Raw genomic sequence first — 14,745 nt, forward strand, 5'->3', positions numbered from 1 at the left:
TCTATGAGCAGCCTTATGACCTCGACCCGCTGCCGCGGATTTCGACGTACAGCCATCTGGTTGTAGCCGCAATAGCGTAAATGAGTGTGGTGGATGCTGTGGTGGGCAAAGCGACATAAAGAAGAGTAAGAAAGACGCTCTCTATTGACCATTTCGGGCCAGAAGGATAAAGAGCCATTCCAGCCAGCGTGCAGAGCACAGTGAACAAGAGCAGTGACAGAATCACAGCCCACATTGTCCGCATGGCCCTCGTCGCAATAATAAAACCGGCGGCGACGATAGCAGGAACAGTTGTGACCCCTACGTAATATTGATTATATTCGCGTGGGCCATAGGGTCCGAACGGAAAATTAGAATAAAAGCAAAAGCAGGCTGCGGCACTGATCAAGATGCTCACTGCAAGCGCAATTCGATGGAAGCTCAAAGCCATATCCTTAGTGTAAATCTATTGCCGGGGTCGATGCAGAGCTGGCCGATTCATGGCTCGCACCACGGATCTTCGCGATGGCCCGCATGAGGTGGTAGATGCCGCGGAAGAGCACCGTGATGAACAGGAGCGCAGCGACCAGATGCGGTTCATGATTCTCCTCGTGTTGGCCAATTGACGCGCTACACGCCGCAGAGCGCAGAATACGCGGCGCGGGCCGCCAGCGGGCCTAATATGGTTCCATGGCGACCAGTACGACTTCCCCCGCTGCTGGTAAGCGCAAAAGGCGCGCGAGCAGAGCACCTGCCGAACCCGAAGCGGGGCCCAAAAAAGCAAACCCGGTGACCGGGGCATGGATGGGAGTTTCCCGCATGGCAGGCGATCGAACCCGCAAGGTGTTCTCAGAAGAACCCCAAGATGACCCATCGCCGACCCGCCGTGACGGCACCGGCTTCTTCCTCATCGGATTGGCTCTCGTCATTGCGGCGTTTGAATGGTGGAACATTCCCGGCGCCATTGGCGGAGCTGTGCGAGCTGTCGTCGAAGGCACCGCCGGCCGTGTTGCTCTTGCCCTGCCGATCATCTGTGCGGGCTACGCCGTGCGCCTGTTCATGCGCGGGGCGGACACGCGCGGCAACAACCGCATTCTGTTCGGCATCATCGGTTTCATTGCTGCAGCAGCCGGTCTTGCGCACATCTACGCCGGGGTGCCCACATTCGCCAATTCGCAGGAGGCGATGGCCAACGGGGGAGGCGCCATCGGCTTCCTCATTGCAACTCCTCTCGTGGCTGCTGTCACCGAATTCGTTGCAGTTCCGCTGCTTATCCTGTTGGGGCTGTTCTCGGTGCTCGTCATCACCGCAACCCCGGTGCAGGAAATACCGTCGCGCCTCATGGACGCCTACGACCGGCTGACCGGGGGGCGTTCACCGCGCTCAGAAGACGATGAGCACGGCAATGTGGATCTGGTTGCCGAGGGTCGGCGCACGTCGACTTTGAAGCCGATGGGAGCCAAGCGCCGCAGTCGGAAGAAGCAGGATGATGACGACGCCGAAAAATCGCGGGCCTATGACAAGGCGGTGATCGAAGAGTCTGAACTTCCGCCGTCGCAGCAGCAGACCACCGTTATGCCCACAGCCGGTGCTCCGACAGCCGGGAACGCCGACGATGCCGCGACAGAAGTCTTTGATGTGGACGCACCCAAACCGGGTCAGCGCCGTCAGACGAAGGCCGAAAAAGAACGTGCTGAGCTTAAGAAGAGCCTGGGCATGGACGATTCGGCTGACGCGGGAGCCTCGGGTGGGGCGGGGGCTGTCGGCGCGGCCAAAGCCGGAGATGTTGTTCCCGCTGTTTCCACACCGGCCCCGCACCCGACGGGCGAACTTCCTGAGCGGGTCACTCAGCTGTCGCTTGACGGGGATGTCACCTACACACTGCCGAGCACCGACCTGCTGACGGCCGGACCGCCGGCTAAAGAGCGCTCCGAAGCCAACGACCGCGTGGTCGCGGCGCTGCGCGATGTCTTCCACGAATTCAAGATCAATGCCGAAGTGACCGGCTTCAGCCGTGGCCCAACGGTCACCCGCTACGAGGTTGAACTGGGGCCGGGCACAAAGGTTGAGAAGATCACCAACCTGTCGAAGAACATCGCCTACGCGGTGGCCAGTGCAGAAGTGCGCATCCTTTCTCCGATTCCCGGCAAGTCCGCCATCGGCATCGAAATTCCCAACAGCGATCGCGAAACCGTGGTCCTCGGCGATGTTCTGCGCTCCGGAGCTGCCCGTCAAACTGAGCACCCGATGGTCGTCGGAGTCGGCAAGGACGTCGAAGGCGGCTTTGTCGTTGCCGACCTGTCGAAGATGCCGCACATGCTCGTAGCAGGTGCCACGGGCTCCGGTAAGTCGAGCTTCATCAACTCCATGATCACCTCGATCATGATGCGGGCAACCCCGGATGACGTGCGCATGATCCTCGTGGACCCCAAGCGGGTGGAGCTGACGATCTACGACGGCATCCCGCACCTCATCACGCCCATCATCACCAATCCGAAGAAGGCAGCAGAAGCTCTCGAATGGGTCGTGAAGGAAATGGACGCCCGCTACGACGACCTCGCCTACTTCGGCTTCAAGCACGTGCGCGAGTTCAACAAAGCCGTCCGCGAAGGCAAGCTCACACCCCCGGCCGGTTCAGAGCGCAAACTCCAGCCGTACCCCTACCTGCTGGTGGTCGTAGACGAACTCGCCGACCTCATGATGGTCGCTCCGCGAGACGTTGAAGCCTCCATTCAGCGCATCACCCAGCTGGCCCGCGCAGCCGGCATCCACCTGGTCCTGGCAACCCAGCGGCCCTCGGTGGATGTTGTCACCGGCCTCATCAAGGCAAACGTGCCCTCCCGCCTGGCATTTGCGACCTCGTCGCTTGCCGACTCCCGCGTGGTCCTCGACCAGCCGGGTGCTGAAAAGCTCATCGGCCAGGGTGACGCGCTGTTCCTGCCGATGGGAGCATCGCGGCCCATGCGCGTGCAGGGGGCGTGGATCAACGAATCTGAAATCGAAAAGGTCGTTGAACACGTCAAGGGGCAGCTTTCGCCGAATTACCGCGAAGACGTCCAGCAGGCCAGCCCGCAGAAGCAGATCGACGAAGAGATCGGCGACGACATGGACGACCTGCTGCAGGCGGTCGAACTCGTTGTCACAACCCAGTTCGGTTCGACCTCAATGCTGCAGCGCAAGCTGCGCGTGGGATTCGCGCGTGCGGGACGGCTCATGGACCTTATGGAGTCCCGCGGAATCGTCGGTCCCTCCGAAGGCTCGAAAGCCCGCGACGTGTTGGTCAAACCGGAAGACCTTCCGTCCACACTCGCCTACATCAAGGGTGAAACACCGCCGGCAGAAGAATCTGACACCGGCAGCGCAGCGGCGGCCGACCCAGCCGCATCCAGCGCTGCTGCAGCCAGCGGACCGCAGGTGAGCTCCACCTCGTCAGATCCGCTCAGCCATTCCGACTACACGGATGCGAGCGGGCGGACCTACGACGCCGAAACCGGGCTCGAGGTCGTTGAAGCCGGCGGGGAGGACGCCTGGGACCTCACCGGCCGCTGAGCGGTACAGTGAGCATGATGGAAACTTCGACTCAGGCACCCAGTTCGTGGAATGTGCCCAACGCTTTGACGGTCCTGCGGATCCTCATGGTTCCGCTGTTCTTGTGGCTTCTGCTGGCCCAGGGCGGGCAGGACCCGGTCTTACGACTGTGGGCTTTCGGCATTTTCTGCCTGGCGATGATCACGGATTGGATTGACGGGACTATTGCCCGCAAGTACGGGCTGATCACCGACTTCGGAAAGATCGCCGACCCGATTGCCGACAAGGCGCTCATGTCTGCGGCGTTCATCGGCCTGGCGATCATCGGCGGGCCCGGCGGTCTGCCGTGGTGGGTGCCGGTCATCATCCTTGTGCGCGAATACGGCATTACCGCAATGCGCCTGATTGTGGTCAAGAAGATCGTGCTGCCGGCTTCGAAGGGCGGCAAGATCAAGACTGTTCTGCAGACTGTGGCCGTGGGCCTGCTGCTCCTGGTGGTTCCAGTTGGGCATTTGGGCATTTCCGGACTGACCGTGGGACTGCTCGTTGTGGCGTGGGTGATTCTCGTCGCCGCGATTGTGCAGACCCTGTGGTCGGGTATGCAGTACGTGGTCGATGTCGGCAAAGCGCTGAAGCAGGCGGGCTGACAGCCATGAGTGGACCGGGCGCGGTCGATACCGTCGAAGGCGGCGGGCCGCAGTCTGCTGAGCTGTCGTCTGCTGAGCCGGGGCCAGTGGAGCCGCGGTCTGCTGATCCGCGGCCCGGTGCCCGCGAAGTGATTGCGGCGGCATCACAGCGGGGTCTTACAATCGCAGCCTGCGAATCGCTGACCGCGGGCCTGCTTGCGGCTTCGCTGGCCGATGTGCCTGGCGCTTCGGCCGTTCTGCGCGGCGGATTGGTCACTTATGCCACCGAACTCAAGCACACGCTGGCCGGGGTTGACGCCGATCTTCTTGCGCAGCGCGGTGCGGTTGATCCTGATGTTGCACTGTCAATGGCCCGAGGCGCCGCCCAAGTCTGCGGTGCCGAGCTCGGGATCTCCTGTACGGGGGTTGCCGGACCGGATCCGCAGGACGGCAAACCCGTGGGACGGGTGTACATCGGGCTGTGGCAAACCGGTGGGGCCGGTCGACCTGGGGACAGTGGAGCCGACGCCGAAGGGTGCGGACACGTTCAGCGGTACGACTTTTCGGGCAGTCGAGCACAGATTCGCAGTCAGGTTGTCGACGCTGGTTTGGACCTGCTGGCTCGCGCTCTCGGCTGAGCACACTGGGGTGCCGGCAGATGGGAGCCGGGCAAGCTGAATGGTTCATCTGTGCTTGTGTCTGAGCCTGCCTGTAGTCTTGGGAACAAATCTTTGCCAGTCGTGGTTGTCTGTTAAGAATGAATGATCAACTGTTTACGAGTCGCCTAGAGGGAGGCCACCTATGACTCTCGTCCGCACGGAAATCGGCGACACCCTGCGCTCGGCGCGACGCCGTCAGAACCGCACCCTGCGGGACGTTTCTACCGGTGCGCGCGTGTCACTCGGCTACCTCAGCGAAATTGAACGCGGGCAGAAGGAAGCCTCGTCGGAGCTTCTGGCTTCTATCTGCTCTGCTCTCGACGTCCCGCTGTCCGCTGTTCTGCGGGAAGTCAGCGACCGCATCGCTCTGGCTGAAAGCGTCGAAATTCCGGACACCGTGCCAGCTGAAATGTCTGAAAGCTACTTGGGTGGGGACGCCCTGGCGCCCCAGCGATGATTGGCAGCTGATGCAGCACACGGTCTACTGGGAGCTCATGGAAGACGAATTCGGTGCGATGCGCGCCCGTTCGCTGCATACCGACCTCGCACTGAGTTCGCTTGACTCCCGCACGCCGGCCGAAGCTTTCGATGCCGGTTTTGAACCACGCGAAATCTGGGAAGCCGTCTGTGACAGCACAGGGGTTCCATTTGAACGCCGTTTGGGCAAAGACAAACCACTGTCGACACCGTTCTGAATCGCGTCGGGTTCTGGCGGAGCATGGTTTGCACCGGAGGAACATTCTGCAGATGAGGGCACAAACCGAGGCGAAAATACACGGATCGCCTCTGTTTGTGCCCTCATCTGCGCACTGATCGAAGCCTCAGCGGGTTTTATCCACAGATTCTCGGTGAGGTCTGGTAATGCGGGTCTCGAATCAATAGCCTGGAGACAGTTCACAAAGGTGTGGCGAACAGGAATTGATCATGTTCTCTCTGTCTGGACAGTCTCGTAGTGGCGGCTCGTGCATGCGAAAAGTGCGTCGTGGAGTGGCTGCGGCGCTTGTTGGGTGTTTGGCTTTATCGGGGTGTTCGGGCGGAAAGCCCGAAGGCCAAGGCGCGGACGGGTCTGAATCTGGTTCGCCGTTCGCGGCTCCGGAGGACTCGACCCCGACTGTTCCTGAGTACAAGGTCGAAGACGGACTTGTGCTGTCAGCTGATGACAAACGGCTAGCCGACGAAGCGGTTGTCTTCTTCACGGAGTACATGGCCGCAGCGAACCGAGCTTACAAAGACGGCGGTGTCTACTGGGACAAGTACATCGACATGTCTGCCGAGGATCTTAAAAAGGCAAATGAACAGACCCGGGAGGACCAGGACACTAAGGGTTACAGGGCCGTGAACGACCTAAAGCATCAAACCCCAAAAATCCTAGATTTTGGGGCTGATGAGGACGCTGTCATCGTAGCCGCATGTTTGGATCTCAGGAATTGGGAGCGGGTATCGAATGAGGGGGCGTTTCGTCCAGAGGGTGAACGCGACTTGCCTGCAATGGGTTTCTATCTGCGGAAAGATAACGGCGTTTGGAAAGCAGCTGAGATGTACATAGAGAGTCCGTCATGCAATATCGACTGACACAAGCCGTGCTAATCGCTGCATTGTTTGCGGCGATATCTCTGGTGATGTGGCCACAACATGCTGTGGCAAGCGCGAACTGCGGTCTCTTCGACAGGACAATCAGTTGTTCCAACTCGTTGACGAAGAAAAGCAAAGTTTCTCGCAAACCGACACGTTCCAAGTCAGGGTCGGGATACACAAAAAAGCGTCCGAGCAGGCCCGCGGGCAATAAGTCGGGCGCTGGTTCGGCTGAGCCTCCTCCTCCGGTTGTTCGGTGGCACAACAAGTGTGGTGCGAGGCCGATTGCTGTTGATGGCGGTCATTGCTGGGTGCGGCATGAGCAGCCCCGGCAGCCAGCCGCCCCGAGTCCTCCCTCCCGCGGGCAGGCCCCGGTTCAAGAAGCGCCTGCGCTTCCCGCGGTTCCTGTTGTTACGCAGAGGGATTTTCAGTCTGTTCCTCTGTCCGCAGGGGTGGTTCACGTGTGGCCGAACGGCTGGGGTGTAGCTGGGAAGCGGACCGCGTTTTGGACCGAGGACACCACCCAGACGAAGACGCTGACGATGTTGGGCCAGCAGGTCACCGTCGAGGCCGTCCCGGTGTCGTGGCGGTGGGATTTTGGTGACGGAACGGTGAAGTGGACGCATTCACCGTGGCGCAAGCCGGTGAGCTTGGAGCGCGCTGGTTTCTATCATGTGTACAGCAAGGCTGAGCGCGTAAAGGTGACTGTCACGGTCAGGTATGAGGGCCGATACCGTGTGGGTGACGGTCCGTGGACGGATATTGATGGGACAGCTGAGAAGACAAGCCCACCGCGGGATGTCACTGTCTATCGGTATGAGAAGTATGTGGTCAGTGAGCACTGCAAGCGCCGCAATTGCCTAGAGGAAAATCGGGCCAACCGCTGAATTCCACCACTCGCACAGGCGGCTGCTGCAGCGCGCCATGGAGGCCTCCCAGGCAGGCTGTGGAGCAGCAAGAAGTTTCGCTGCGACCAGTCGAGCAGACACACCGGAAGCAATATAGAACACGTGTTCGGGTGCGTGTATTGTTGTCCTGCCAGCGAAAAAGTTATCCACAGCTTTTGAATTGGCGTTCTCTATGTCAGTGCCTCGGTCTACAGTCAGAGCACAACGTCCAATGAGGAGGATCCATGGCAAGCAAGCCAGCATCGCGCACCGCTGAAGAACGGGCAGCGGAACAGAAGACCAAAGCTCTTGACTCAGCGCTGGGGCAGATTGACCGGCAGTTCGGCAAAGGCGCCGTTATGCGTTTGGGTGACGAAGAGCGCCCGCCCATTGAAGCAATTCCCACTGGTTCGCTCGCGCTGGACGTAGCACTAGGCGTCGGCGGTCTGCCGCGCGGTCGCGTCATTGAAGTCTACGGCCCGGAATCATCCGGTAAAACCACCGTTGCGCTGCATGCTGTCGCCAGCGCTCAGCAGGCCGGCGGTCTAGCAGCGTTCATTGACGCCGAACACGCACTTGACCCGGTGTACGCCAAAGCGCTCGGCGTCGACACCGACAACCTTCTCGTGTCGCAGCCGGACACCGGTGAACAGGCTCTGGAAATTGCCGACATGCTGATTCGCTCCGGCGCTCTCGACATCATCGTCATCGACTCCGTCGCAGCTCTCGTGCCCAAGGCTGAAATCGAAGGCGAAATGGGCGACTCCCACGTGGGTCTGCAGGCGCGGCTGATGTCGCAGGCGCTTCGCAAGATCACCGGTGCGCTGGCCAACTCCAAGACCACCGCCATCTTCATCAACCAGCTGCGTGAAAAGGTCGGCGTCTTCTTCGGCTCACCCGAAGTCACCTCCGGTGGTAAAGCACTGAAGTTCTACGCCTCCGTGCGCATTGATGTTCGCCGCATTGAAACACTCAAAGAAGGCGCAGACGCCGTCGGCAACAAGACCCGCGCCAAAGTGGTCAAGAACAAGGTGGCTCCGCCCTTCAAGCAGGCTGAATTCGACATCATCTACGGCAAGGGAATTTCCCGCGAGGGCAGCATCATCGACATGGGCGTAGACAACGGCATCATCCGCAAATCCGGTTCCTGGTTCACCTATGACGGTGATCAACTGGGCCAGGGCAAAGAGAACGTGCGCCGCTTCCTAGCGGACAATCCTCAGCTGCGTGACGAAATCGAACTGAAGATCCTGACCAAGCTGGGCATTGTCGGCGCTGACGAATCAGCAGAAGAACAGGAGGAGACTCCGGCCAATGCCTGACACAGCTGGCACGGTGCGTCAGCTGCAGGAACAAATCGACGCGATCTCCGCGGAACATTCCGCGGAGAGACGCGACGATTACCGCATCCCCTCAGACGACCCTGAGTACAAGCGGGCGAAAAAGCGGGCACTCAACATCCTCAGTGCCCGCGACCATTCCTCAGCTGAACTGCGCGACAAACTGCTGAAGAAAGAACACCCCGAAGACGTCGTTGAGACCCTGATCGACAAACTCACCAACGCAAACCTGCTTGATGACAGGGCCTACGCTCACGGCTATGTGCGCGCCCAAAGACAGAGCCGCAGCCTGTCGAAGAAAGCTCTGCGCATGCAGATGCGCAAAAAGGGCCTACCTGACGGTGCGGTGGCAGAAGCACTCGAAGACGTCCATGCGGAAGACGAACACGAACTCGCGTTCTCTGTGGCAATGAAAAAGGCACACAGCACCCGCGGGCTTCCTCGAGAAGTCCGCGAACGCAGAATCCTCGGCATGCTCGCTCGTCGCGGATTCCCCACGGGCATCTGCCTCGACGTCACACGCCGAGCACTCGACGAAGTCTGACCTCAGCGGCTGGGCGGGCGCTCGGGTTAGTCCCCAGCTGTCAGCCGCCGGACCGCGGACTCAAGCTGACGGGCTCGTTTATGCCGAAGGTCTTGCGCAACACCGTGCGCATAGCCTCATAACCGCAAACACCATGCACACCGGGGCCCGGCACGGCAGCCGCTGAACACAGAGCAACCCGTGCCGTAGTCCCATCGACAGTGCGAACCAAACCAAAAGAATAGGGATCCCACGCAGGCCGAGGCCGGGCCACAAGGCGATACGCGTTAACACTGCCAGCCGCAATGTCACCGCCAACATAGTTCGCGTTGTGCTCACTCATCCTTGACGCAGGAACACAGCGCGAGGCAACAACAACATCGCGGAAGCCAGGAGCAAATCGCTCAATCTGCCGGACCACATGCTCCGTAACGTCAACGGAACACCCCAAGGGAACGTGTGCATAGGTCCACAGCGGGCGCAAACCGCTCGTCTCACGTGATGGATCAGCAACCGTCGGATCACTCGCGAGAACCAGCGGCAACGGCGGCATCACACCTTGGGAGACCGCATGCTGTGATGCAGCGATTTCCGACCACGTGCCGCCCAGGTGAACCGTGCCGGCCAGGCCTACATTCGGATCGCGCCACGGAACAGGGCCTGACAGAACAAGGTCAACCTTGGCAACACCACTGTGATGCCCAAGAGAGCGCAAGCTCCTCGTCACTGAGCCGGGTAAGTGCTCGGCAAAGATTCCTGCCGCAGCTTCCGCCGTCGTATCGCACAGATACGCTCGCGCAGGCGGCAACTGGGAAGAATCGGAAATATGAGCACCGGTGACAAATGACCCGCCATGGGCCTCAATGTCCGTCACAAGAGCATCCACAATCGTCTGAGACCCACCTCGCGGAATGGGCCAACCATCCCGGTGACCCGTCATCGCGAGCATGAGTCCCACGCCCGCAGACGACAGCGTTCCCAGACGACCAGGGGAGTGAGCTGCAACCCCACCCAACAGCGCACGCGCCCGAGCCTTAGAAAACAACCCCGCACCACCGGCCCGCGCGACCTTGACCACCGAACCAACAAAACGTGCAGCCGCGGCGGCACCTCGGGCCTTCAGAACCTCACGCGGCACGCTCCGCTTCGACCCCAGACCCAGCGCGACCACCGCCTCGGGAGCCTCAAGCAAAGGCAAGAACAGATCACGCCAACGCGAACCGTCGACACCCAGTTCGGCAGCTGTCCGATCCAGGCTGTGCCACGCAACCGCGGAAGGCTCATCCTCAAGAGGGTGCGCGTAGGAGGCTTCTGGCAGAAGCAGGTCGACACCTCGGGAAGGGAGATCAAAAGCAGAAAAGAAAGGCGAAGCAACAGCAAGGGGATGAACAGCCGAACACAGATCGTGCACAATCCCGTCAGCCAAACCCAGGTCCGCAGTGCGCGCCCCACCGCCCAGCGTTGGCTGAGCCTCGTACACGACAACCCGCAGACCCGCCCGAGCAGCCGTCACACCAGCCGCCAAACCATTCGGGCCCGAACCGATGACAACAACGTCAGGATGTGGGTCGCTCATGGTGCGCAGTATTCCACAGCGACAACAGCACCACCGGCCACACGACACTGCAGAACCCGCAAACCCAACGGCTAGAATGACGCCTGATGACTGAGGCAACGACGATGACTGACACAACCACAGCACGCCCTCGCACCTACGAGGTCAAAACCTACGGGTGCCAGATGAACGTGCACGACTCCGAAAGACTCTCGGGGCTTCTTGACGACGCCGGATACTCCCCAGCGCAGACCGGCGAACAGGCAGACATCGTCGTCTTCAACACCTGCGCGGTACGCGAAAACGCCGACAACCGCCTGTACGGAAATCTGGGCCGCTTAGCCGAGGTCAAAGAACAGCGCCCCGGCATGCAGATTGCCGTCGGCGGCTGTATGGCCCAAAAAGACCGCGATACCATCGTCAAACGCGCCCCATGGGTCGACGTGGTCTTCGGCACCCACAACATGGGATCACTGCCTGTGCTGCTCGAACGCGCACGCCACAACCAGGAAGCCCAAGTCGAGATCAAAGAAAGCCTCGACGTCTTCCCCTCGACCCTGCCCACCCGCCGCGAATCCACCCACTCCGGGTGGGTGTCGATTTCTGTGGGCTGCAACAACACGTGCACGTTCTGCATCGTCCCGGCTCTGCGCGGCAAAGAAAAAGACCGTCGCCCCGGCGACATCCTCGCCGAAGTCGAAGCACTCGCAGCCGAAGGCGTTGTCGAAGTGACCCTGTTGGGTCAGAACGTCAATTCCTACGGCACCGAATTCCGCGACAGGGGCGCATTCGCAAAACTGCTGCGCGCTGTCGGCCAGGTACCGCGCATTGAGCGCGTGCGCTTCACCAGTCCGCACCCGGCGGCATTCTCCGACGATGTCATCGACGCTATGGCCGAAACCCCCACCGTCATGCCGCAGCTGCACATGCCGCTGCAGTCCGGATCGGACAAAGTGCTCAAAGACATGCGGCGCTCCTATCGCACCAAACGGTTCATGGGCATCCTCGACAAAGTGCGCGAACGCATTCCGGGTGCCGCCATCACCACCGACATCATCGTCGGCTTCCCCGGAGAAACCGAAGAAGACTTCCAAGACACGATGGATATCGTCGAACAGGCCCGCTTCGCCCAAGCCTTCACGTTCCAGTACTCCATCCGCCCGGGCACCCCGGCGGCAGACATGGACAACCAGATCCCCAAGGACGTCGTCCAGGAGCGTTTCGAGCGCCTGACCGCTCTGCAAGACCGGATCTCCTTGGAAGAGAACGAGGCGCTGCTCGGCTCTGAAGCCGAAATCCTCGTGACCGGACTTCCCGATGCACTGCACGGCCGGTTCTCAGGCCGCGCCCGGGACAACCGGCTGGTTCATGTCAATGCCGACCCGGACACTCCCGTCCGCCCGGGCGACTTCGTGACCACCACGCTGACGGAGGCCAAGCCCTACTTCCTCATCGCGGATGCCCCATACACACTGCGCACATCCCCAGCCGGTGACGCGTGGGACCTCGCACAGGCAGACAGCTGTGGTGCAGGCTCCGGCTCAGCAGGTCCTGCTGGTCCCACTGTCCTGGGCATGCCGACCATCCGCACGCGATGACCTTCCGCGCCGCCGTTGTCCCAGCCGCGCCGGTGTACACGGCCGGCGTGACACGCACCCGGACACCAGCGGAAGACACGCTGCGCCAGTCCATGCTCACCGCGATCGCGTGGGCCGCGGGCGGCAGCACAGAAATCGGCATTGACGCTGACACCCCGATCGTCGGTCTCGGCGCGTACGGCATCGACCGAGGCGTCGACATGCACACGGGCGAGCTCCTCACCGGTAGCGCATGGCAGGCCGCGGTCGCTGAACTGCCCGATGAGGCCGCCCGTCAGGCTGTTCAGGACGCGTGCGCCCGCGCTGGATCGGCCGCCCTGCTGGCGGTCGAGGCGGGGCTGACCCCGGTCCCACTGGACCGCGCACAAGCCGCACTCATCACCTTCGACTTCTCTGCCACCTCGACCCCCGATGGGCCCCTGGCCCCCGTCGACGGCGCGGCAGAACACGACCGGGCCCTCATGGAAGCCATCAAAGCCGGTCAAGTTCAAGCCCTGGCACAAGCAGCGCAGGATTCCCGCACCTTTGCGTCGAACACCGAGTCGCTGCAGCGGCTGCTCAGCGCACACCGCCAGCCCGACGTCCACGTTGACTATGACGCAGAAACTCTCAGCACCCGCACCGCTGTGCTGCGGATGGAGTTTCCGTGACAGCGCACACCCGTCCGGTCATCAACATCGTCGGAGCAACGGCAACCGGCAAATCCGACCTCGCAGTCCGCCTAGCCGAACACTATGGCGGCGAAATCATCAACGCCGACGCCATGCAGTTCTATCGGGGAATGAACATCGGCACGGCAAAGATCACGCAGGCCGAAACCAGGGGAGTGCCGCACCACCTGCTCGACGTTCTCGACGTGACCCAAGACGCAAGCGTCAGCGAGTTCCAACAGCAAGCCCGCGCTCTCATCGCCGATATGCGAGCCCGAGGCGTGCAGCCCATCCTGGTGGGCGGGTCTGGCCTCTACGTGCGGGCGGCAACAGATGTCATGAACTTTCCGGGAACCGACCCGCACCTGCGCTCACGCCTGGAGCGAATAGCGCAGCTTGGCGGCACACACGACCTCCACGGGCTGCTGACGGAACTCGACCCGGAAGCCGGCGCGAAGATCAAGATCGAAGACACCCGGCGCATCGTGCGTGCCGTGGAAGTCATAGCGCTTACTGGTGAGACCTTCACATCGCACCTTCCCGAATACACCTACGTCATGCCGACCGTGCAGATCGGCCTGCGCATGAATCGCGATGACCTGCGTGAGCGCATCAGCACCCGCGTCCACTGCATGATTGAAAACGGCTGGGTTGACGAGGTTCGTGCGCTCATCGCCGCGGGCATAGAAGAATCGACAACCGCTTCTGCCGCAATCGGCTATCGACAGCTGATCGCCTATGTGCGCGGCACCATGACACTCGAAGAGGCCATCGAACAGACCATCATCCGCACGGGCCAGTTCGCCAAGCGGCAGGAAACCTGGTTCAAACGCGACCCGCGCATTCATTGGCTGCCTGCAGACGGCCCTGAGCTCTTCGACCAGGCGCTGGCCATCATCGACAGGCAGGAGACCGCATGAAACTCACCAAGGGCCACGGAACTGAAAACGACTTCCTCCTGTACGCCGACGACACTGTAAGGCTCGACTCGCACGCGATCGCCGCGATCTGCGACCGGCGCACAGGCATCGGCGCCGACGGCGTTATCCGTGCGGCGACCATCGGCTCAGTTGATGCACCAACAGCCCGCGTTGCCGAGGAAGCCGGCGCCCAGTGGTACATGGACTACCGCAACGCAGACGGCTCACCAGCGGAAATGTGCGGAAACGGGGTGAGGGTCTTCACTCATTTCCTACGCGAAACCGGGCTGCAGATGACCGAAAAGCTCATCATCGGAACAGCTGTCGGGCCCGTAACGGTGGAAACGACCACGAGCCCCTTCGCCAACGCTGCAGGCTCTGCTCACAACGCCGACTCAGCCACGTGGTACCGCGTTCGCCTGCCGCGCGGGCCCAAGCCGATAGCCGATGACGCCTTCGCCGCTGTTGCAAACCTCCGCCCGCCCAGACCCGCGGCGAGCGTCGACATGGAGAATCCCCACACCGTCGTCGCTGTGGCCCAAGCCGCCGAACTCGAAGCGCTCGACCTGCGCAAACCACCCGAAGTCCAGCCCGTACCGCCAGACGGCACGAACGTCGAGTTCATCGTCATCGAACAGGGCCCGCTGCCCGAAGTCACCAACCCCCGCCTGCAGAACGCAGGGCGTTTGAGCATGCGCGTATACGAACGAGGTGTCGGGGAGACCCGCGCGTGCGGCACCGGGGCGTGCGCGGCGGCGCTGGCCGCCAGCCACTGGGCCGGGAAGGCGGCACCTCGAGAATGGTTCGTCACTCAACCGGGCGGAACAGTGCTCGTCGAGGTGGAAGATGATGTCGCGATTCTGTCCGGTCCCGCTGTTCTTACAGCAGAAGCGGCTCTTCTATGAGCG

General features: G+C 61.5%; 16 protein-coding genes. 14 read left to right on the plus strand and 2 right to left on the minus strand.

Annotation, left to right across the window (positions count from 1 at the left end; genetic code table 11):
- Positions 1-13 precede the first annotated feature (13 nt).
- A complete protein-coding gene (locus HMPREF3162_RS05490) occupies positions 14-430 on the minus strand; it encodes a hypothetical protein (RefSeq protein WP_070777152.1) in 417 nt (138 codons plus the stop codon).
- 49 nt (positions 431-479) lie between these two features.
- Here HMPREF3162_RS05490 and HMPREF3162_RS12010 point away from each other — a divergent pair, with 49 nt between their 5' ends.
- The 10 genes from HMPREF3162_RS12010 (at position 480) to HMPREF3162_RS05535 (ending at position 9,135) form a co-directional block, all read left to right on the plus strand.
- Positions 480-605, plus strand: coding sequence for a hypothetical protein (locus HMPREF3162_RS12010; RefSeq protein WP_256278278.1), 126 nt, complete (start codon positions 480-482; stop codon positions 603-605).
- A gap of 193 nt (positions 606-798) precedes the next feature.
- Entirely contained in the window at positions 799-3,528 is a 2,730-nt protein-coding gene (locus tag HMPREF3162_RS05495) for an FtsK/SpoIIIE family DNA translocase (RefSeq protein ID WP_070777173.1), read from the plus strand.
- A 17-nt stretch (positions 3,529-3,545) separates the two neighbouring features.
- Positions 3,546-4,154, plus strand: coding sequence for a CDP-diacylglycerol--glycerol-3-phosphate 3-phosphatidyltransferase (gene pgsA / locus HMPREF3162_RS05500; RefSeq protein ID WP_070574458.1), 609 nt, complete (start codon positions 3,546-3,548; stop codon positions 4,152-4,154).
- Positions 4,155-4,159: 5 nt separating this feature from the next.
- A complete protein-coding gene (locus HMPREF3162_RS05505; protein ID WP_083304140.1) occupies positions 4,160-4,771 on the plus strand; it encodes a CinA family protein in 612 nt (203 codons plus the stop codon).
- 163 nt (positions 4,772-4,934) lie between these two features.
- The gene (locus HMPREF3162_RS05510; protein WP_070574337.1) at positions 4,935-5,249 is read left to right on the plus strand and encodes a helix-turn-helix domain-containing protein; all 315 of its coding nucleotides are present in this window, start codon (positions 4,935-4,937) and stop codon (positions 5,247-5,249) included.
- A gap of 10 nt (positions 5,250-5,259) precedes the next feature.
- Complete coding sequence (locus HMPREF3162_RS05515; RefSeq protein ID WP_070574339.1) at positions 5,260-5,487, plus strand: DUF3046 domain-containing protein; 228 nt, start codon at positions 5,260-5,262, stop codon at positions 5,485-5,487.
- A 292-nt stretch (positions 5,488-5,779) separates the two neighbouring features.
- Positions 5,780-6,364, plus strand: a complete 585-nt coding sequence (locus HMPREF3162_RS05520; RefSeq protein ID WP_141759550.1) for a hypothetical protein — start codon at positions 5,780-5,782, stop codon at positions 6,362-6,364.
- A gap of 461 nt (positions 6,365-6,825) precedes the next feature.
- Positions 6,826-7,251: a PKD domain-containing protein gene (locus HMPREF3162_RS05525; protein WP_070574344.1), complete on the plus strand. Its 426-nt coding sequence runs from the start codon at positions 6,826-6,828 to the stop codon at positions 7,249-7,251.
- A 245-nt stretch (positions 7,252-7,496) separates the two neighbouring features.
- Entirely contained in the window at positions 7,497-8,573 is a 1,077-nt protein-coding gene (gene recA / locus HMPREF3162_RS05530; RefSeq protein ID WP_070777154.1) for a recombinase RecA, read from the plus strand.
- Complete coding sequence (locus HMPREF3162_RS05535; protein WP_070777155.1) at positions 8,566-9,135, plus strand: regulatory protein RecX; 570 nt, start codon at positions 8,566-8,568, stop codon at positions 9,133-9,135. Before recA ends, HMPREF3162_RS05535 begins: the two co-directional genes overlap by 8 nt.
- 40 nt (positions 9,136-9,175) lie before the next feature.
- On the opposite strand, the gene HMPREF3162_RS11360 is transcribed toward HMPREF3162_RS05535, so the two are convergent.
- Entirely contained in the window at positions 9,176-10,690 is a 1,515-nt protein-coding gene (locus tag HMPREF3162_RS11360) for a phytoene desaturase family protein (protein WP_083318921.1), read from the minus strand.
- An 86-nt stretch (positions 10,691-10,776) separates the two neighbouring features.
- On the opposite strand from HMPREF3162_RS11360, the gene miaB reads away from it, so the two are divergent.
- Genes miaB through dapF form a run of 4 tightly spaced genes read left to right on the plus strand, consistent with a single transcriptional unit; the run spans position 10,777 to position 14,742 of the window.
- A complete protein-coding gene (miaB, locus tag HMPREF3162_RS05545; RefSeq protein ID WP_070777157.1) occupies positions 10,777-12,267 on the plus strand; it encodes a tRNA (N6-isopentenyl adenosine(37)-C2)-methylthiotransferase MiaB in 1,491 nt (496 codons plus the stop codon).
- A 47-nt stretch (positions 12,268-12,314) separates the two neighbouring features.
- Positions 12,315-12,917, plus strand: coding sequence for a hypothetical protein (locus HMPREF3162_RS05550; RefSeq protein WP_141759551.1), 603 nt, complete (start codon positions 12,315-12,317; stop codon positions 12,915-12,917).
- A complete protein-coding gene (gene miaA / locus HMPREF3162_RS05555) occupies positions 12,914-13,837 on the plus strand; it encodes a tRNA (adenosine(37)-N6)-dimethylallyltransferase MiaA (RefSeq protein ID WP_070777159.1) in 924 nt (307 codons plus the stop codon). Before HMPREF3162_RS05550 ends, miaA begins: the two co-directional genes overlap by 4 nt.
- Positions 13,834-14,742, plus strand: coding sequence for a diaminopimelate epimerase (gene dapF, locus HMPREF3162_RS05560; RefSeq protein ID WP_070777160.1), 909 nt, complete (start codon positions 13,834-13,836; stop codon positions 14,740-14,742). The genes miaA and dapF overlap by 4 nt, the downstream gene beginning before the upstream one ends.
- Positions 14,743-14,745: the final 3 nt, after the last annotated feature.

The organism is Brevibacterium sp. HMSC07C04 (assembly GCF_001815905.1).
Lineage (GTDB): Bacteria > Actinomycetota > Actinomycetes > Actinomycetales > Brevibacteriaceae > Brevibacterium.